The organism is Streptomyces sp. NPDC021224, from assembly GCF_044332905.1.
In the GTDB taxonomy this organism is placed as follows: Bacteria; Actinomycetota; Actinomycetes; order Streptomycetales; family Streptomycetaceae; genus Actinacidiphila.
Window position 1 is genome coordinate 171,445 of sequence record NZ_JBIRPW010000006.1, and the last position, 19,435, is coordinate 190,879.

At 73.3% G+C, this 19,435-nt stretch carries 14 protein-coding genes; 10 read left to right on the forward strand and 4 right to left on the reverse strand.

The genetic code is table 11. The annotated features are described in order from the left end of the window. Positions 1 to 39: 39 nt before the first annotated feature. Both lanKC and ACH4PY_RS17335 read left to right on the forward strand, forming a co-directional pair. Entirely contained in the window at positions 40 to 2,778 is a 2,739-nt protein-coding gene (gene lanKC / locus ACH4PY_RS17330) for a class III lanthionine synthetase LanKC (RefSeq protein ID WP_398182587.1), read from the forward strand. After that, positions 2,775 to 4,334: an ATP-binding cassette domain-containing protein gene (locus tag ACH4PY_RS17335; RefSeq protein WP_398182590.1), complete on the forward strand. Its 1,560-nt coding sequence runs from the start codon at positions 2,775 to 2,777 to the stop codon at positions 4,332 to 4,334. Before lanKC ends, ACH4PY_RS17335 begins: the two co-directional genes overlap by 4 nt. 98 nt (positions 4,335 to 4,432) lie before the next feature. On the opposite strand, the gene ACH4PY_RS17340 is transcribed toward ACH4PY_RS17335, so the two are convergent. Further along, positions 4,433 to 5,335: a LysR substrate-binding domain-containing protein gene (locus ACH4PY_RS17340; protein WP_398182593.1), complete on the reverse strand. Its 903-nt coding sequence runs from the start codon at positions 5,333 to 5,335 to the stop codon at positions 4,433 to 4,435. A gap of 101 nt (positions 5,336 to 5,436) precedes the next feature. Between ACH4PY_RS17340 and ACH4PY_RS17345 the strand changes: the two genes are divergently transcribed. Continuing rightward, positions 5,437 to 6,264, forward strand: a complete 828-nt coding sequence (locus ACH4PY_RS17345) for an oxidoreductase (RefSeq protein WP_398182596.1) — start codon at positions 5,437 to 5,439, stop codon at positions 6,262 to 6,264. A 90-nt stretch (positions 6,265 to 6,354) separates the two neighbouring features. Here ACH4PY_RS17345 and ACH4PY_RS17350 read toward each other — a convergent pair whose 3' ends face one another. Continuing rightward, positions 6,355 to 7,713, reverse strand: coding sequence for a glycoside hydrolase family 18 protein (locus ACH4PY_RS17350; protein ID WP_398182599.1), 1,359 nt, complete (start codon positions 7,711 to 7,713; stop codon positions 6,355 to 6,357). Positions 7,714 to 7,864: 151 nt separating this feature from the next. Between ACH4PY_RS17350 and ACH4PY_RS17355 the strand changes: the two genes are divergently transcribed. From ACH4PY_RS17355 to ACH4PY_RS17385, 7 genes are all read left to right on the forward strand, one after another. Then, complete coding sequence (locus tag ACH4PY_RS17355) at positions 7,865 to 8,953, forward strand: DUF4190 domain-containing protein (RefSeq protein WP_398182602.1); 1,089 nt, start codon at positions 7,865 to 7,867, stop codon at positions 8,951 to 8,953. Positions 8,954 to 9,158: 205 nt separating this feature from the next. Next, a complete protein-coding gene (locus ACH4PY_RS17360; protein ID WP_398182605.1) occupies positions 9,159 to 9,911 on the forward strand; it encodes a GntR family transcriptional regulator in 753 nt (250 codons plus the stop codon). A 164-nt stretch (positions 9,912 to 10,075) separates the two neighbouring features. Further along, positions 10,076 to 10,558, forward strand: a complete 483-nt coding sequence (locus ACH4PY_RS17365; protein WP_398182608.1) for an RpiB/LacA/LacB family sugar-phosphate isomerase — start codon at positions 10,076 to 10,078, stop codon at positions 10,556 to 10,558. Continuing rightward, positions 10,555 to 10,761 (forward strand): SPOR domain-containing protein, encoded by a 207-nt coding sequence (locus tag ACH4PY_RS17370; RefSeq protein WP_398182611.1) that lies wholly within the window; start codon positions 10,555 to 10,557, stop codon positions 10,759 to 10,761. Before ACH4PY_RS17365 ends, ACH4PY_RS17370 begins: the two co-directional genes overlap by 4 nt. Before the next feature lie 399 nt (positions 10,762 to 11,160). After that, positions 11,161 to 12,057, forward strand: a complete 897-nt coding sequence (locus tag ACH4PY_RS17375; RefSeq protein ID WP_398182614.1) for a GNAT family N-acetyltransferase — start codon at positions 11,161 to 11,163, stop codon at positions 12,055 to 12,057. Between the two features lie 112 nt (positions 12,058 to 12,169). Continuing rightward, on the forward strand, positions 12,170 to 14,710 hold the full coding sequence (locus ACH4PY_RS17380) for a SpoIIE family protein phosphatase (RefSeq protein ID WP_398182617.1): 2,541 nt from the start codon (positions 12,170 to 12,172) through the stop codon (positions 14,708 to 14,710). A 319-nt stretch (positions 14,711 to 15,029) separates the two neighbouring features. After that, complete coding sequence (locus ACH4PY_RS17385) at positions 15,030 to 17,591, forward strand: SpoIIE family protein phosphatase (protein WP_398183400.1); 2,562 nt, start codon at positions 15,030 to 15,032, stop codon at positions 17,589 to 17,591. Positions 17,592 to 17,600: 9 nt separating this feature from the next. On the opposite strand, the gene ACH4PY_RS17390 is transcribed toward ACH4PY_RS17385, so the two are convergent. After that, positions 17,601 to 18,266: a response regulator gene (locus tag ACH4PY_RS17390; RefSeq protein ID WP_398182620.1), complete on the reverse strand. Its 666-nt coding sequence runs from the start codon at positions 18,264 to 18,266 to the stop codon at positions 17,601 to 17,603. After that, positions 18,263 to 19,369, reverse strand: a complete 1,107-nt coding sequence (locus ACH4PY_RS17395; protein WP_398183403.1) for a sensor histidine kinase — start codon at positions 19,367 to 19,369, stop codon at positions 18,263 to 18,265. Before ACH4PY_RS17395 ends, ACH4PY_RS17390 begins: the two co-directional genes overlap by 4 nt. Positions 19,370 to 19,435: the final 66 nt, after the last annotated feature.

Below are 19,435 nucleotides of genomic sequence, written 5' to 3' on the forward strand. Positions count from 1 at the left end.
GCGCCGCGGCCGCCCGGACGACCACACCAAGAGGCAGACATGCGCGACGAACGATGGGTCAACCGCTTCCTCTTCGCCTGGAACGACACGCTGTTCTTCGACCCGCTCGACGTCTACTACGAGCCCCGCGAGGACAACTTCATCGCGTCGGTCGACCCCGAGGTGCGGGCCGGATTCCGGCGCAGCGGCATCTGGTGGATGTACCGCCACGACGAGCAGCTGCCGGCGCAGGGCTGGAAGATCCACGTGTCGGCGAGCCTGCGGTCGGTGCGCCGGGTGGCGGCGGACGTGATCGGCTATCTCGCCGGGCGCGGGATCGACTTCAAGGTCGCCCTGGACATGAACATCTTCGAGATGCTCAACTCCAAGGCGATGTCGCGCGGCAGCGCGGGCAAGCTCATCACCGTCTACCCGGCCGACGAGGACGTCTTCCGCGGCTGCCTGGCCGATCTCGCGGAGCTGCTGGAGGGCGTGGAGGGCGCGTACATCCTCTCCGACATGCGCTACAAGGACAGCAGGGCGCTCTACTTCCGCTACGGCCAGTTCCTGTCCACGCACTCCGTGGACGTGATGGGGCGGCCGGTCCCGCACATCATCGGCCCGGACGGTCCCGTGCCCGACGAGCGGCAGATCGGCTACGCCCAACCGCCCTGGCAGCCCTGGCCGTTCACCGACTGGAAGGCGGGCGACTACGGCGCCGACGAGGAGGACGACGGCCTGCTCGGCGGGCGCTTCCGGGTCACCGAGGCCATCCAGTTCTCCAACACCGGCGGCGTCTACAAGGCCCAGGACACCGCGCGCGACGACCGGATCGTGGTCGTCAAGGAGGCCCGCCCGCACACCAACATCAACCCGCGGCGCGGGCACGACGCCCTCGACATCAGCGCCCGCGAGTGGACCTTCCTCACCCGGCTCGGCGACCTGGACTCCTTCCCGACCCCGATCACCACCTTCCGGCACTGGGAACACCACTTCATCGCCGAGGAGTTCATCGAGGGCAAGGACATCCGCTCGGTGCTGCTGGAGCGCAACCCGCTGGCCCGGCCCGGCCGTTCGACCGAGCGGTCCAGGGAGTTCCTCGGCATCTACCTGTCGGTCTTCCGCGGGCTCACCCGGGCGGTGCGCGACGCGCACAGCCGGCAGGTGATCCTGGGCGACCTCAGCGCCGCGAACCTGCTCGTCGACACCGACACCTTCACCGTCACCGTGATCGACATGGAGTCCTGCCGACTGGCCGAGGCCGCCGAGGCGGAGGCCCATCTCGCCGAACCCGTCGAGCTGTTCACGCCCGGATTCAGCCACTCGCGGCGGCGCTTCAACGCCTCGCAGTACGCCGACGACCTCTACGGGCTCGCGACGACCATGGCGTACTTCATCTTCCCGATCGCCGCGATGTCCTTCCTGCGCGAGGACGTGCTCGGCCTCTACCGGCTCTTCACCGAGCGGCTGGGCTGGCCCGCGAGCATCCACGAGCTGCTCATGGGCATCGCCGACGGGCGGGTCACGCTCGACGAGGTGCTGGAATTCCTGGACGGCGAGGACGAGTTGATCGCCTCCGTGGTGGACGCGCCGCCGCCGGTGCTGGACGAGAGCACGCTCGGCCTCGCCGCGACCGAGGCGGGCGTCGCGGCCTTCGTCACCGCCGTCGCCGACCAGGAGCGCGACACGCTCTTCCCCGTCGACCCGTTCGCCCACATCACCAACCCGCTCAGCCTCGGCGTCGGCGCGAGCGGCGTGCTGCGCGCGCTGAAGGCCTCCGGGATCCCCGTCCGCCCGGAGTGGACGCAGTGGCTGGAGCGGCAGATCGCCGCGATCGACATCACCGAATACGCCGACGGCCTCATGAACGGCCTGGCCGGTATCGCCTGGGCCGCCGACGAACTCGGCCTGCACGCCCCCGCCCGACGGCTGCTCGCGACCGCCAACGAGCGCGGCCTCGCGGTCGACGACCACACCTTCTACTACGGCCTCGCCGGGCTCGGCATGACCAACCTGGCCTTCCACCTCGCCCACGGGGACGCCCGCGACCTGGAGGCCGCCCTCGCGTGCGCCCGGCGGCTCACCGACCTCGCCCACCACGAGGGCGAACACGCCTACTGGCTCAACGACTTCTCCCCGGACAAGCCCTTCACCGGCCTCGGCTTCGGACAGGCCGGCGTCGCCCTCTTCCTGCTGCGCATGACCCAGGCCACCGGCGATCCGCAGTACGCCGACCTCGGGCGGCGTGCGCTGGCCTGGGAGATGGCGCACACCGAGCCCCTGGAGGACGGGCTCGTGATGTTCCGCCACGAGGGCACGATGGAGCCGTACGTCGAGGTCGGCTCGGCGGGTGTGCTCCAGGTGCTGCTGCGCTACGGCTGGACCGACGACGCCCGCGAGATCGCCCGCGCCATCGACGCCTGCCAGTCCGTGCTGCCCGGCTACGCGTTCGGCCTGACCGGTGTCGCCGACGCGATGCTGGACGCCGCCGAACGCACCGGCGACCCTGCCTACCGCCAACTCGCCTTGCGGCAGATCGACTTCGTCCGGCAAATCTTCGTCTTCGAACCCGCCGAGAAGTTCGGGCTGCCCCGCGAGGAGGGGGCGCCGCTGCTCGCGGTCGCCGGCGAGGGGCTGCTGCGCAGCTCGTGCGACTACCTGACGGGCGCCGCCGGGGTGCTGCGCGTCCTGCACCGCTTCACCCACGGCGGCGGCGTCGACTTCCTGCTCGACGAACTGGAGCCCCGGCAGGACACGGCGCAGGCCCCGCGGCAGACGGCGGGCGAGGTGGCACCGTGACCGAGCTGTGGCGCACGCTGGTCGGTCACCGTGCCCGCTTCGCGACGATCCTCGCCCTGGAGGCCCTGGTCAGCGGCGTCGAGGCGCTCGTGCACCCGCTGCTGCTCAAGGCGCTCTTCGACCAGGCCATCCTCGCCGGGCACTTCGCGAAGTTCATCACGCTCGGCCTGTTCTACCTGCTGCTGGGCCTGACGCTGAACATCGGCGGCTACTGGATCTCCCGCTGGCGCAAACGCTGCGAGAACACCTTCGTGCTCCAGCTGGAGATGGAACTGCTGGACCGCACCCTCGACCAGGACGGGCGGCGGCTGTCCGAGGCCGGCAACGCCTCGTACGTCAGCCGTGTGCACAGCGACGTCAAGGACGGTGTGCTGCCCGCGATCGACGTGTGCGTGCGGATCGCCAAACAGGCCCTCGCCTCCCTGGTGTTCATCGGGGTGCTGCTCTACCTGTCGTGGCAGGCCAGCCTCATCCTGCTGGTGATCGTGCCGCCGCTGGTGCTGGTCAGCAACCGCATCGCCAAGCGCATCGAGGACAACACCGACCCGGAGCGGGAGGGCGAGGCCCGCTACATCAACACCCTCACCCGCACCCTGGAGGCCTTCCACGCGCTGCGCGGCATGCGCACCCTGCGCCCCGGCACCCGCACCGCCAACCGCCGCGCGCTGGACGGCTACCTGGACATCACCTTCGTCAACTACCGCCTCACCCAGAAGCAGAACACGCTCAGCGACCTGGTGATGAACCTGTCCGACACCGCCTCGATGGTCGTCGGCGCGTACTTCGTCTTCGCCGGGCGGATGACCTTCGGCAGCTTCCTCGCCTTCGTCAACTCCCTGTGGCGCGCGGTCACCGGCATCTTCGACCTCATCAACATGATCCCGCAGGTCCGGCGCAACACCGCCGTCCTCAAACGCATCGACGCCCTGCGCTCGTCCGCCCCCGCGCCCTACCACGACGAGGGCCCCATGGTCCTCGTGCACGGCGCCCGCGTCCGCTACGGGCCTGGCAAGGGCGAGGAGGACGGGGGCGGGAGCGAGAGCGAGGGCACGACCGTCGCGATCGAGGACTTCGAGCTGCGGCCCGGAGAACACGTGCTGCTGCGCGGCCCCAACGGCTGCGGCAAGACCACCTTGCTGCACATCATCTCCGGCACCCTCGCCCCCGACTCCGGCGTGGTCACCCTGCCCCCGCGCGTCGCGAGCCTCACCGCGCCCGTCAACCTCCCGCCGCTGCCGGTGCGCGAGCTGGTCCCGGACCCGGAGCTGCGCGCGGCCCTGCAGCTCACCGCGCTCGCCGACCAGCTGCCCACCGACCTGTCGTCCGGCCAGCGGCAGCGCACCGGTGTGGCCACGCTGCTCGGCGAGGACGCCGACGTCTACCTCGTCGACGAGCCCTTCGCCAACCTCGACCGGGACGGCCGCGACCTCGTCCTCACCGCGATCGAGGCCCGCACGAACGGCCGCGGCCTGCTCGTCGTCCACCACGGCGACGACGACCTCGACACCCGCTTCGACCGCGTCGTCACCCTCTCCGCGGCCACCGCCCGCCCCTGACCCGGGACCCCGCCGCCCCGCCCGCGCCGCGCACCCTCACCGTGCCCGGGGAACGCGGGCGAGGGCGGCGCGGACGGTGACGGACCCGGCCCGCCGCCCTACGCCGGGCCCGCCGCCCGGCATGCCGCCGCGTAGGCGCGGGTCAGGGGAGCCGTGGACGTGCGGGGCCAGGCCAGGGCGAAGCGGCTGGGGGACAGGCCGTGGACGGGGCGGGTGGTGACGCCGCCGAGGGTGATCAGCGGGGCGTTGCCCGCCGCGACCAGGACCAAGCCGAGGCCCGCGACCAGCGCCTCGTAGGTCTCCTCGGTGCTGGCGACCTCCGCGCCGATCCGCACGCTCCGGCCGTCCCGCTCGTCCGCGGCGAGCCAGTAGTCGCGCAGCGGGCCCGCGGCCTGCGGGATGGCGAGGAAGGGCTCGTCCAGCAGGTCCGCGAAGGCGACAGGGCCGGTGCCGGCCGCGAGGCGGTGGGTGTCGGGGAAGGCGACCAGCCGCGGTTCCTCGGCGACCACCAGGGTGTCGTAGCGGTGCTGGTCGGGCAGCGGCAGCCACACGTACGCCACGTCGCTGCTGCCGTCGGCGAGCCCGGCGGTGGGGTCCTGCCAGCCGACCTGGCGCAGCCGCAGTTCCGCCTCGGGGTGGGCGGCGGTGAAGCGCGAGCGGACCGCGGGCAGCAGGCCGCCGCGCCCGGGGCTGGTGCTCATGCCGACCACGAGCGTTGCCCGCTGCGCGGCCTTGGCCTCGTCCACGGCGGCCCGCGCGGCGTCCCACTGCTCCAACATCCCCCGCGCGTACGGCAGCAGGGCCGCACCGACCGGGGTGAGGGCGACGCCCTGCCGGTCGCGGACGAAGAGCTGTGCGCCCAACTGCCGCTCCAGCGCCCGTATCTGCTTGCTCAGCGCGGGCTGCGAGACGAACAGCCGCTCGGCGGCGCGGGTGAAGTGCAACTCGTCGGCGACCGCGGCGAAATACCGCAGGTCCCGTCCGTGAACGTCCATAACCATCGGCTATCACGAGGGGTCTTGGACGGGCAAGGGGCGCCGCCCGCAGTCTTGGACGCAGCGGGGGACACGACCTCCGCAACGGACACGGCAGGGAGTCGGCGATGAACAAGGTGTGGCTGGTCACGGGTGCGAACAGCGGCTTCGGCCGGGCGATCACCGAGGCCGCGGTGGCGGCGGGCGACGTCGTGGTGGCGGCCGCGCGGCGGGTCGGCACCCTGGAGGACCTGGTCGCGGCCCACCCCGACCAGGTGGAGCCGCTCGCGCTGGACGTCACGGACCTCGCGGCGGTCGACACGGCGGTCGCGGACGTCCTCGCCCGGCACGGCAGGATCGACGTGCTGGTCAACAACGCGGGCCGCGGGCACGTCGGCGCCTTCGAGGAAACTGGCGACGCCGAGTTGCGCGAGCTGTTCGAGGTGCACGTCTTCGGCCCGGCCGCGCTGGTGCGGGCGGTGCTGCCGTCGATGCGCGAGCGGCGCTCGGGCGCGATCGTCCAGATGAGCAGCATGGGCGGGCAGATGTCCTTCGCGGGCTTCTCCGCCTACAGCGGCACGAAGTTCGCCCTGGAGGGTATGACGGAGGCGCTGGCCGCCGAGGTCAACCCGCTGGGCATCAAGACGCTCGTCGTCGAGCCCGGCGCCTTCCGCACCTCGCTCATGGCGAACCTCACCGCGAGCCCGGCGATCGGCGACTACGCGCCCACCGTGGGCGCGACCCGCACCAACAGCGCGGCCAGCGACGGCGTCCAGCCCGGCGACCCGGCGAAGGCCGCCGCGCTCATCCTCGCCGCGCTCGACGCCGAGGTCACCCCGCTGCGGCTGCCGCTCGGCGAGGACGGGGTGGAGGCCGTGCTCGGCCACCTCGACCAGGTCCGCGGCGACATCGAGGCCTGGGAGAAGCAGACCCGCGCGACCTCCTTCGACGCCTGAGCGGCAGTCCGGTGGACGCGCGGACGTACGGTCAGGAGCCCTGCCTCCCCCCGTGGAGGCAGGGCCCCGGCCGTACGGGACCGGAAGGGCTCAGCGGCGGGTGAGCCCGTGGTGGACCGCGGAGACCAGCTCACCGTCGGACGTGTCGCCGTCGAGCGACCACATCATGGCGCCGCCCAGGTGCGCGCCGCGGATGTACGCGGTCTTGGCGGCGATCACCTGCGGGTCGTCGTAGGTCCAGAAGTTGGTGCCGTCGTAGAGCCAGGCGAAGCCGTTGCGGGTGTCCCGGTGGACGGTGTAGGTCCCGGACTGCGCGAGGACCTTGAGGGCGTGGTAGTCCTCGTTGCCGGCCTGCCAGGTGGCGGGCGCCGGGCCCGTGGAGGACTGGAAGAGACCCGCGGTGCCGCCGTCGGGCACGCCGGTCCAGCCCTGGCCGTAGAAGGGCACGCCGAGCACCAGCTGCCGGGCCGGGGCGCCGCGCCTGAGCCAGTCGCCGACCGCCTGGGTGTCGCTGAAGTCGTTCGGGACGGGCGAGGTGCGCGGGGCGCGCAGCGCGGACTGCTGGTTGGTGGTGGCCTCGTAGGGGCCGTGGAAGTCGTAGCCCTGCACGGTGCCGAAGTCGAGGTACTTGAAGATCTTCCGCGCCTCGAACCCGGCGTCGATCTTCGCGGGCGCGGCGGGCAGGAAGGCGCTCAGGTCGTAGTGCTTGTGGGTTTTGCGGCCGTACGCGTCGAGCTGCTCCCGGAACTCGGCGGCGAGCGCGGTGAAGTTCTTCTTGTCCTCGGGCCGGTAGACGGTGTCGGTGTCACCGGAGGAGCCGGGCCACTCCCAGTCGATGTCGACGCCGTCGAAGAGCCCGGCGGCCGAGCCCGGACCGCCCTTGCCGTCCAGCAGCGGGAGGTTGCCCTTGATGAAGATGTCCAGGCACGAGGCGACAAGTGCCCTGCGGGAGGCGGCGGTACGGGCCGCGTCCGAGAAGTGCGTCGACCAGCCCCAGCCGCCGATCGAGATCAGCACCTTCAGCTTCGGGTTCTTGGCCTTGAGTTCGCGCAGCTGGTTGAAGTTGCCGGCCAGTGCCTGGTCGGCGGTGTCGGCGGTGCCGTCGACCGAGGTCGCGGCGTCCACGGGGTGCTGGTAGTCGGCCCAGGCGTCGCCCTCGCCCGCGACGTTGGCCTCGAAGCACTTGCCGTCGGCGCCGATGTTGGCGAACGCGTAGTTGAGGTGCGTGAGTTGGGCGGCGGCGCCGGAGGTCTGGACGTTCTTCACCTGGTAGTTGCGTCCGTAGATGCCCCACTGGGTGAAGTAACCGACGCTTTTGTAGGTCGAGTTGGAGGAGGGGTGGCCACTGTGGGCCTGTGCGGTGCTGCCACCGGTGACGGCGGGCAGGACGGCGACCAGCGAGAGGGTGGCGGCCGCGGCGGCCATCCGGCCGAGAGTTCGTCGACGCATGGCGTGAAGTTATTGGTCTGGACCATTAGCGTCAAGAGGTGGACCACCCCTTGGTGCCCGACACAGGCCGGGCGGCACACCCCCGGAGGCGGAACGGATGCCTCCTGGTGGTACCCGCACCCGCGGCGGGCGCGGCCCGTAAACTCCCCGCGTGGACATACCCCCGCCGCCTCCGCCCCCGCCGTCGCCCGACGACGCGCAGCCGTCCGGCGTGCCGCCGTACCCGGGTGCCCCGGGCCAGCAGCCGCCGCAGAACCCGTACGCCGCTCAGGCCCAGGAGCCCACGCAGGCCGCGATGCCCGGCCAGCAGTTCCAGCAACCGCCGGTTTCCGGCCAGCCGCCGCACAATCCGTACGCCGCCCCGGCCGACAACCCCTACGCCGCTCCGGGCGCCCCGGCCGGCAACCCGTACGCCGCCCCGGCCGACCCGTACGGCACCTCCGCCGGCCAGCCCGCGTACGGCTACCCGGGCGCCCAGCCGCAGACCGGCTACGGCTACCCCGGACCCGCGATGCCCCCGCCCTACCCGGGCCAGCCCGGCTGGTACGGGCAGGAGCGGCGCACCAACGGGATATCCATCGCCGCGCTGGTGACCGGCATCATCCCCTGCACGTTCTTCCTCGGCATCATCTTCGGCCTGGTCGGCATCAAGCAGGTCAAGCAGCGCGGCGAGCGCGGCAAGGGCATGGCGATCTCGGGCGTCGTCCTCGGCGGCGTGTGGGCGGCGCTGATCGCCGTCCTCGTCACGCTGGGCGCGATGGGCAAGCTGGACGACGGCAACACGCAGGTCATGGACCTCAAGTCCGGCCAGTGCTTCAACACCGTGAACGAGAAGCTGTCGGACTTCGGCAAGACCCCCGACGACAGCAAGGTCACCACGGGTGTGGACGTCGTCGACTGCGCGAAGGAGCACGACGCGGAGGCGTACAACGTCTACCAGATCCAGGCCGCCGACGACGCCCCGTACCCGGGCGTGGAGAAGGTGAGCGCGGAGGCGCGGACCACCTGCCTGAAGTACGCCGGCACCTACCTCGACGGGCGCGAGCCCAAGGCCGGGACGGGCATCTTCTACTACATCCCGCCCGCCTCCAGCTGGGCGCAGAACAAGCGCCAGGTGATCTGCTTCTTCGGCTTCCCGAACGGCAAGCAGGCCGGAACGGTCAAGGACCAGGTCGGCGGCGGCGACACGACGAGCGACGACCAGGAGAACGGGGACGACCGCAGCGGCGTGGGCGTCTGACGTCTTGGGCGGCCGGGCAGTCGGGCAGTCCTGTCCGTGTGCGGGCGAGTCCGCGGAACGAGCCGGGTGTGCGCGGGGGCGCGCGCCCGGCTCGTTTGCGGTGCGTCACCAATAAGCGGAGGGTGAAGTTCAGGGGAGAGGTTGCGGACGGGTACCGAGGGTTGTCAAGCTGTCGCGGACAGTCAACCCCTTGGGAGGGGCAGCCGTGGCATTCGGTGAGCAGCCCGCATACCTGCGCGTCGCCGACGACCTGCGCCGCAAGATCCTCGACGGCACGCTTCCACCGCACGCCCGGCTTCCCTCGCAGGCCAGAATCCGCACCGAGTACGGGGTCTCCGACACCGTCGCGCTCGAAGCGCGCAAGGTGCTGATGGCCGAGGGATTCGTCGAGGGCCGCTCCGGCTCCGGCACGTACGTGCGCGACCGGCCCCGGCCGCGGCGCATCGTCCGCAGCGGCTACCGCCCCGCCGGGCCCTCCACGCCCTACCGGCAGGAGCAGGCGGACGAGGGCTGCAAGGGCAGCTGGGAGTCACGCAGCGTGCAGGAGGGCGCGAGCCTGGACGTCGCCGAGCGGCTGCGCATCGAGCCCGGCGAACGCGTCATGCGCACGCAGTACGTCTTCCGCACCGAGGGCGAACCGACCCTGCTGTCCACTTCCTGGGAACCCGTCGCCCTCACCGGGCGCACGCCGGTGCTCCTCCCCGAGGAAGGCCCGCTCGGCGGGCAGGGCGTGGTGGCCCGGATGGCCGCGATCGACCTCGTCGTCGACCACATGGCCGAGGAGGTCGGCGCCCGGCCGGGCCTCGCCGCCGAGACCGCCGCGCTCGGCGGGGTACCCGGGCACGTCGTGATCGAGATCCGCCGGACGTACTTCGCGTCCGGGCGGCCCGTCGAGACCGCCGACGTCGTCATCCCCGCCGACAAATACCGGGCGGTCTACCACCTGCCCGTGCGCTGACCCGGGCCCCGCGCCCGCCCCCGGCACCCCGCCGCGACCTGCGGCCGGGTGCCGGGGTCCGTTGTGCCGCCGTCGCCCGCGGGGCCTCGAACTCCTGGCCGGATCGGTACCTCTTCGTGTCATTCCGTACCCGCGCTGTGAACCTCGGGCGTAGGGTCGGGCATATGCGCATCGCCGTTTCCTCGGACATGGACGAGCCGGCCGCCCGGCTGCTCGTCGACGAACTGCGGCGCCGCGGGCACGACGTCGCACTCCACGGCGCGCTGCGCGACGGCGACCGCGCCGACTGGGCCTGGAGCGCGGAGGCGGCGGCGCGCGCCGTCGCACGCGGCACCGCCGACCAGGCGGTCGTCTGCTGCTGGACGGGCGCGGGCGCGTCCATCGCGGCGAACAAGGTCCCCGGCGTCCGCGCCGCCCTGTGCGCCGACGCGTACGCGGCGCACGGCGCGCGCGTCTGGGCCGACGCGAATGCGCTGGCGCTGAGCCTGCGCACGTTGTCCGGGGGGATGCTCGTCGAGGTTCTCGACGCGTGGTTCGCCGCGGACGCGGCCGGCGCCGCGGGGGAGCGGGACGATGCGGACCGGGCGAACATCGCGCACGTCGGTGCGATCGAGAACGAATCCGACGCCGAACTCGAAGGAGCTTGAGGGACATGACGTCCGACCTCGTATGGGCGCTCATACGCCAGGACGACGGGACGAACCGCTACCGCGTGGGGCGCTACGCCACCCGGGCCGAGGCGGAACGCGTCGGCGACCTCCTGGACGGGTGCGGGCGCGAACACGGTACGGGTGACTCGCGTCGGCGGTATGTGGTGGAGCGGATCGCTCCGCGGGTGGTGCAGGTCTGAAAAGGGGGGCGCTCCGTTGTGCGTGGTGCGGTGCGGTGCGGTGCGCTGTGCTGTGCGACCTTCTGCCCGTGGGGGCTGAGCGCGCAGTTCTCCCCCAGGCTCCGCCTGGGAGGTGCCCCCACGCGCCCCTGTCGCGGCGCCGCCGTTGGTGGGTCGGGGGCCGCCACGGGGCACCTCCTCGGAATGCGCGTTCGCCCTCCTGCCGAGTTGGTGAGCTACTCCCAGCGCATTCCTGCGGGGGCACCCCGCACCGTCCCCCTCCAGGCCGGACTGGCGGCTGCCTGCCGGTGGGGGTGAGCGTTTTCAGGGGCGCGGCTGCGGGGGAGGGTTCTCGTTCTCAGGGGCGCGGGGCGTCCCCGGCAGGTAACGCGCAGCTCGTTCTCTGACTAAGGTCAGGGAATGGAGAGCGAGCAGCGGCGGCAGGTGCGGCGGTTCAGTCGGGTGGTCACGGCCAGGGTGGGGGTGCTCGGGGAGGGCTATTTGGGGAGGGCGCGGGCGTACGGGGAGTCGCGGGTGTTGTGGGAGATCGGGGTGGAGGGGCGGGACGTGCGGGAGCTGCGGGAGCGGCTCGGGCTGGATTCGGGGTACATGAGCCGGTTGCTGCGCGGGCTGGGGGCGGCCGGGCTGGTGGTGGTGGAGCCGCGGGCGGGGGACCGGCGGGTGCGGACGGTGCGGCTCACGGAGGCGGGGAGGGTGGAGCGGGAGGCGCTGGAGGAGCGCAGTGAGGAGTTCGCCGGGAGTCTGCTGGCGCCGCTCAACGAGGGGCAGCGGGAGCGGCTGGTGGCGGCGATGGGGGAGGTCGAGCGGCTGCTGACCGCGGGGCTGGTGACGCTTGACGAGGTGGATCCGGAGCATCCGGACGCGCGCGCGTGCCTGCTCGCGTACTTCGCGGAGCTGGGGGAGGCGTTCGAGACGGGGTTCGACCCGGCGCGGAGTCTGCTGCCCGACGCGGGCGGGCTGCGGCCGCCGCACGGGGTGTTCCTGGTGGCGCGGCTGTACGGGGAGGCGGTCGGGTGCGCCGGGCTGAAGCTGCCGGTGGGGCGGCCGGCCGAGGTCAAGCGGATGTGGGTGGCGCCCGGGGCGCGGCGGCTGGGGCTGGGGCGGCGGTTTCTCGCGGAGCTGGAGGCGCGGGCCGCGCGGGCGGGGCACGACAGGTTGCGGCTGGACACCAACAAGGCGCTGGGCGCGGCGATCGGGCTGTACCACGCGAGCGGTTTCCGGGAGGTCCCGGCGTTCAACGACGAGCCGTACGCGCATCACTGGTTCGAGAAGGACGTGGCCGCACCGCGCCCGTAAGGCCCCCGCCAGGGAGCGCGAGGTGCGGGGTGTGGGGGAATATCGGGGGGAAAGGGATGAATCCCTCTGAGTGGCCGGCGGATCCGGCCTGACCCGGTCGGGGGTGTGAGCCATGAGCGCCAGCGGCGACACCCCTGCCCCCGACGGCCCCGCGCCGGACCGGGCGCACGCCCCGCCGCAGGGGGCGGGCGGGGGCGGCCGGATGCCCGCGACGGGCACGCTGCTGGACACGCTGCGGGTCGCGGTGGTCATGCTCGACACCACCGGCCGGGTGCTGCTGTGGAGTCCGCTGGCCGAGGAGGTGCTCGGGTGGGCGGGCGAGCACATCGTGGGGCGCCGGGTCGGCGGGCTGTTCGGGCCGGGCGGGCACACCCCGGAGGGCGAGCCGGTCTCCCCGCCGGTGCAGACCGCGGCCGAGGCCGAGCGGCTGCTCGGGGAGCTGCTGCGGGAAGGGCGCTGGGAGGGCATCCTGTCGCTGCGGCACCGCGACGGGCACACCGTGCAGGTGGAGGCGCGCGCCTCGCTGCTGGTGGACGGGGACGGGCGGCCGTTCGTGCTGGCCTCGCTGGTGGAGACGAGCCGGCTGCGCACCCTGGAGCACGATCTCGCGGCGCTGGACTCGCTCTTCGACTCCTCGCCGCTGGGTGTGGCGATCTTCGACAAGGAGCTGCGGTACGTCCGTGTCAACGACGCGCTGGCCGGGATGAACGGTGTGCCGGCCGCCGCGCACATCGGCCGTACGGTGGCCGAGGTGATGCCGGACGCGCGGACGGCCGAGTCGCTCACCGCGCTGCAGCGGGACGTGCTGGTGACGGGGCGCCCGGTGATCGACCTGGTGTCGCCCGCGCCGGTCGGGACGGGCCACCGCTCGGTGTCGTACCACCGGCTGGTGGACCGGGCCGGGCGGGTGCTGGGGATCAGCGCGACCGTCATCGACGTCACCGAGCGGGTCGAGGCCGCCGCGAAGGCGGAGCGGGCGCGGCGGCGGCTCACGCTGCTCAACGACGTCGGCTCGCGCATCGCCGGGCAGCTGGACGTGCGGCGCAACGCCGAGGAGCTGGCCTCCGCGCTCGTACCGGACTTCTGCGACTACTCCGGTGTGGTGCTGCACTCCCAGCTCGCCGAGGGCGGTGAGCTGCCCTCGGCGACGTACACCGACAACACCCCGATGCGGCAGACCGGCGTCGGCGCGGTCAACTGGAACTCCGACGTGGTGCGGATGATCCGGCCCGGGCAGGCGATGTCCTTCGACCGCAGGTCGCCCTTCGGGCAGGTGCTCGCGACCGGGCGGCCCAAGCTGCTGTCGTCCAGCGACGAGCTGGCCGGCATGACCTTCCCCGACGACCCGAAGGTGCGCGCGACCTTCGCCGTCGGCATCCGCTCGCTGCTGGTGCTGCCGCTGCGCGCGCACGGGGCGGTGCTGGGGCTGCTGATCGTCAGCCGGGCGGAGGGCCGCGAGGGCTTCGACCAGGAGGACATCGCGCTCGGCATGGAACTGGCCGACCGGGCGGGCGCGGCGCTGGACAACGCGCGGCTGTACGTGCGCGAGCGGGAGGGCGCGCTGATGCTCCAGCGGTCGCTGCTGCCGCGCTCGACGCCCGCCGCGCCCGGCGTGGACGTCGCCTACCGCTACGTGCCCGGCAGCAGCGTCGCCGAGGTCGGCGGCGACTGGTTCGACGTGCTGCCGCTGGCCGGCGGCCGGGTCGCGTTCGTCGTCGGCGACGTCATGGGCCACGGCCTGGGTGCCGCCGCCACCATGGGCCGGCTGCGCACGGCCGTCCGCACCCTGGCCGCGCTGGACATGAAGCCCGACGAACTGCTGCGGCGGGTCGGCGAGCTGGGCGAGGACCTGGCGCAGAGCCCCTCCGAGGGCTGGATGGCCACCGCCGTCTACGCCGTCTACGACCCCTCCACGCGGCGCTGCGCCATCGCGCAGGCCGGTCACCCGCCGCCGGTCGTCGTCGAGCCGTCGCAGGACGGCGGGCAGCGCGCGGCGCGGCTGCTGGACCTGCCGCCGGGGCTGCCGCTCGGCGTCGGCGGGGGCGGGTTCGAGACCACCGAGCTGGACATCCCGGACGGCACCGTGCTGGTGCTCTACACCGACGGCCTCATCGAGTCGCGGCGGCACGACATCAGCACCGGCCTGGAGCGGCTGCGCGCCACCCTGAGCCGCCCGCTGGACTCCCTGGAGGACGCCTGCGACGGGCTGCTGGCCACCATGGAACCCGGCCGTGAGCCGGACGACGTGGCACTGCTGATGGCCCGCCTCGGCACCCTCCCGAGCGGCTCGACCGCCGCCTGGTCGTTCCCCGCCGAGGCCAGCGCGGTGCGGCTGGCCCGCCGCCGGGTGCGCGACACGCTCGCCGAGTGGGATCTGCCCGAGCTGGTGGACGTCACCGTGCTGCTGGTCAGCGAGCTGGTCACCAACTCGCTGCGGTACGCGCACGGGCCGATCGGGGTGCGCATGGTGCGCGGCGGCTCGCTGCTGGTGGAGGTGTCCGACCCGCTCCCGGACCCGCCGCAGGAGCGGGTGGCCACCGCGGAGGACGAGGGCGGGCGCGGCCTGCAGCTCGTGGCCGGGGCGTCCCGCCGCTGGGGGACCCGGCACGGGCCGCTGGGCAAGACCGTATGGTTCGAACTTGCACTACCGTGACGGGTGGGGCGGACCGCCGGTACGGTGGCCGCGGCCACCGCAGGTCACAGGCGTACGGGGGGCGTGGGAACGCTCCCAGCGTGCGCTGGGCGCCCACCCGCCCGCGATCACCGAAAGGGTTCACCCGGCGCGTGCCGGGTATTCCGAAGAGACGAGAGCGAAAGGCGAGGCCGCGGTGGTCAGGGGAGGGCCCCCGTACCCCGGGAGCCGAGATGATGCTGTGATCGACAAGACCGTGTGCTGGACGGTCCGCATGCTGAATACTCAGCTCCAACCGGTCCATGTGTGCTGAGCTGGAGGGGTCGGGCGAGTGAGCGACATGCCAGCAGGGGCGGTTCCGCCCCGGGCGGACGACGCGGACGCGGCGACGACCGCGGTCTGGCAGTCGAGTCCGCCCGGTTCCCTCTACGACTACATACGCGTCGCGTCGTTCTCGCTCGGGCCCGACGGCCGGATCGACCAGTGGAGCGACCGCGCGGCCGAGTTCTTCGGCATCTCCGCCGACGACGCGATCGGCCGCGACCCGGTCGCCGCCTTCGCCCCGCCGCACGTCCAGCGGGCCGCCCACGAACGGCTCGGCGAGATCCTCGACGGCCGCGAGTGGACGGGCCTGGTGCCCTACACCGACGGCGCCGGCGGTGAAAAGCTCGCCGAGGTGTACGTCATGCCCGCCGACCGCGGCGCCCTGTGCATCGCGGTGGACGTGGCCACGCTGCGGCAGATCGAGACCGACCTCGCCGCCTCGCAGGCCGTCTTCGGGCAGTCCCCGATGGGCTTCGTGCTCTTCGACACCCGGCTGCGGCTGATCCGCGTCAACGACCGCTTCGCGACCGTCTTCGGCCGCCCCGCCGAGGAGCACCGCGGGCGCGGCCCGCACGACTTCCTGTCCCGCGTCGAGGCCGACCGGCTCACGGCCGCGCTGCGCCAGGTGGTGGAGACCGGCGAGCCCGTCCTCGACATGCCGCTCGTCGGCACCGTGCCCGGCGACCCCGGCCGCCGCCGCTGGTCCATGTCGCTCTACCGGCTGCACAGCGCCAGCGGCCGCGCGATCGGCGTCGCGGGCCTGGCCATGGACGTCACCGGACGCCAGCGGGCCGAACGCGAGGCCGCCCACGCCCGGCGCAACCTGGCACTGCTCAACGAGGCCGGCTCCCGTATAGGAACCTCCCTCGACCTGGAGACCACCGCCCGCGAGCTGCTCGGCGTGGCGGTGCCGCACTTCTGCGACCTCGCCTCCGTCGACCTCTACCAGGCGCTGCTGGTGGGCGCGGAGGATCTGGGCGGCACCACCGACGGCAGCGGCGAGCTGCGCCGGGTCGCCTTCGCCAGTTCGGTGTCCGACGCGCCCGTCGCCATGGCCGGGGACGACGACGACACCTCCGCCGAGGAGGGCCCCGTCTCCGTCGGCGCCGTCCACCGCTACCGCTTCAGCTCCGCGAGCGCCCGCGCGCTGCGCACCGCCCAGCCGCAGGTCCTCGACGGCGACGGCGGGCAGGACCTGGGCGGCGCCCTGGTGCAGTCCACCCTCGTCGTCCCGATGGTCGCCCGCGACACCGTCCTCGGTCTCGTCCAGTTCTCCCGCGCCAAGGGCAGCGAGCCGTTCGCCGAACGCGACCGCATGCTCGCCGAGGAACTGGCCGCGCGCGCCGCCATCTTCATCGACAACGCCCGCCTCTACCGGCGCGAGCACGAGCGCGCGCTCATCCTCCAGCGCAGCCTGCTGCCGCCCGACGACCCCGAGGCCGCCGGTCTCGACATCGCCTGCCGCTACCTGCCGGGCAGCATGGAGACCGAGGTCGGCGGCGACTGGTTCGACGTCATCGAGCTGCCCGGCCACCGCACCGCCCTCGTCGTCGGCGACGTCATGGGCCGCGGCCTGCGCGCCGCCGTCGCCATGGGCGAACTGCGCACCGCCGTACGCACCCTGGCGATGCTCGACCTGGAACCCGGCGAGGTGCTCAGCGCGCTCGACGAGGTCGTCCGCGGCCTCGGCGCGCCCACCCCCGGACGCACCCGGCGGGCCGCCGCCAAGGAACGCGGCGACTCCGACCTCACCGAGGTCTACCTCGCCACCTGCGTCTACGTCGTCTACGACGCCGTCACCCGGCGCTGCACCATCGCCAACGCCGGCCACCTCCCGCCCGCCGTCGTCGAACCCGGCGAACAGCCCATGCTCCTCGAACTGCCCCGCGGGGTGCCGCTCGGCGTCGGCGGCGAGCCCTTCGAGGAGAGCGAGGTCGAACTCGGCGAGGGCGCGCTGCTCGCCCTCTACACCGACGGCCTCGTCGAATCCCGCAACCTCCCGCTGGACGAGGGCCTCGACGCCTTCCGCAGCTCCCTCGACGGGCCCGAGCGCCCCCTGGAGGACATCTGCGACCACGTCCTCGCCACGCTCGACACCGCCCACGGCGAGGACGACATCGCCCTTCTCATGGCCCGCATCCAGGGCCTGCCCGCCGAGCAGGTCGGCGACTGGTCCCTCAAGCCCCAGCCCACGTCCGTGGCCCGCGCCCGCGAACTCGCCCGCGACCAGCTCCTCGCCTGGGACCTCGGCGACCTCGTCGACACGACCGAACTCCTGGTGAGCGAACTCGTCACCAACGCGCTCCGGCACGGCTACGGCGACATCCGCCTGCGGCTGCTGCTGGACCGGACGCTGGTGTGCGAGGTGTGGGACAGCGCGCTCGTCCAGCCCCGGCGGCGCCGGGCCCGCGACACGGACGAAGGAGGCCGCGGCCTCCAGCTCGTGACGATGCTCAGCGAGAGCTGGGGCTCCCGCCGCACGCACCGCGGCAAGACGGTGTGGTTCGAACTGGCCCTCCCCGGACGGGGGTCGCCGCTGGCGACACCGTCGGTGGACGAGCTGCTCAGCATGTTCTGAGAGCCCCGGTCAGGCCAGCCCGGCGGCGATCGCGCGGCGCACCGCGTCGGCACGGTCCCGGATGCCGGCCTTGGCGAACAGGTTGTTGATGTGCGTCTTGACGGTCGCCTCGCTCACGAAGAGCTTCTCGGCGATCGCCCGGTTGGGCAGGCCCTGGCCGATCAGGGTGAGCACCTCGCGTTCGCGGGGTGTGAGATCCGCGGGCAGCTGCTGCCCGGATCCCGTCGGCCGGGCGCGGACGGTGGCCAGCAGCCGGTCCTGGACCTCGCGGTCCAGCACGGACTGGCCCGCGGCAGCCGCGCGGATCGCCCGGACGATGTCCTGGCGCCCGGCGTTCTTCGTCAGATAGCCGCGGGCGCCCGCGCCGAGCGCGGCCAGGATCGAGTCGTCGTCGGCGAAGGTGGTGAGCACGACGACGGCCACCCCGGGGTGGTCGTCGCTCAGTCTGCGGGTGGTCTCGATCCCGTCGAGCACGGGCATCCGCAGATCCATCAGCACCACGTCCACCGGACCGGCGGCGACCGCGGCAAGGACGCCGTTGCCGTCCGCGGCCGCCGCGACGACGTCGATGTCCTCGGTCAGATCCAGCACCGCGGCCAGCGGTTCGCGCACGGCGGCCTGGTCGTCGGCGACGACCACGCGCAACGGCCGCGGGCTGTCGGTGGGTTCGCTCATCGCGGGATCACTGCCTCCACGTGCCAGCCGCCCCGGTCCGGTCCCTCGGTGACCGGTCCTGCGGTGAGGGTGCCGCCCAGCAGGGCGACGCGTTCGCGCATGCCGATCAGCCCCATGCCGCTGCCGACCCCCGCGTCCACCGCACGGGTGGCGGGCCGGTTGCGGATCGTCAGCGCCGTCGAGGACACCCCGAAGACCAGCTCCACCCGCACCTCACCGCCCGGGGCGTGCCGTGCCGCGTTGGTCAGGGACTCCTGGGCGATCCGCAGCAGATTCTGCGTCACCCGGGCCGGTACGTCCCCGGGCGTGCCGGAGACGGTCAGGGCGCCGCGGTGACCGGACGACTCCAGCATCGCGGTGAGGCTCTCCACCAGCGGCAGCGCGTCCTCGCGCAGCGCGTGCACGGTCCACTGCGCCTGCTTCAGGCTCTCCTTGACGAGGCTGTGGGCCTTGTCGTTGGCCGCCCTGACCTTCTCCAGGTCGCCGGTGTCGAGCAGCGCGTCGGCCAGTTCCAGCTGCATGTTGATCCCGGCCAGGGTGTGCGCCAGGACGTCGTGCACGTCCCGCGCGATCCGGCCGCGTTCGGTGAGCACGGCGGCCTGCGCCTCGGCCCGCGCCGCGCGCTCCGCGCTCTCGGCCGCCGACAGCGCGGCGTCCACGGCCTGGTGCTGGGTGCGGTTGAGCATCCCGATCATGACCGGGGCGCCGGTGGTGAGCCCCACCGCCCACGGCAGCAGGTCGTGGCCCGGCCCGAGCTCGAAGTACAGCACCCCGCCGCACAGCAGGCCGCAGGCCACCGCCAGGACGACGGCCTGCCGGGCCGGCAGCCGGTATCCGATGTGGCCGCAGAGGAAGTAGGCGAACAGATACCCCGTCCCGCTGCGCTCGGCGCCGATCAGCGCGGCCGCCGCGAGGACACCCAGCGACAGCCAGACCAGAGCGGCCCGCGGCGGGACCCGGCCCGGGGGCAGCCCCCGGGCCAGCAGCGCCGCGCAGTTCAGCACGAACAGGACCGCGACCAGCAGCCCCCGCCCGCTGACGCCCATCGGCCGGATCGTCAGGGCCCCGCTCACGACGACCGCCGCGGTCAGGGCCCACTGCACCCGGGGATCCCGGCCCGGGACCGGCCGCGGGGCGGATCCGGAGGACGGGGCGATCTCGGCGGTGGG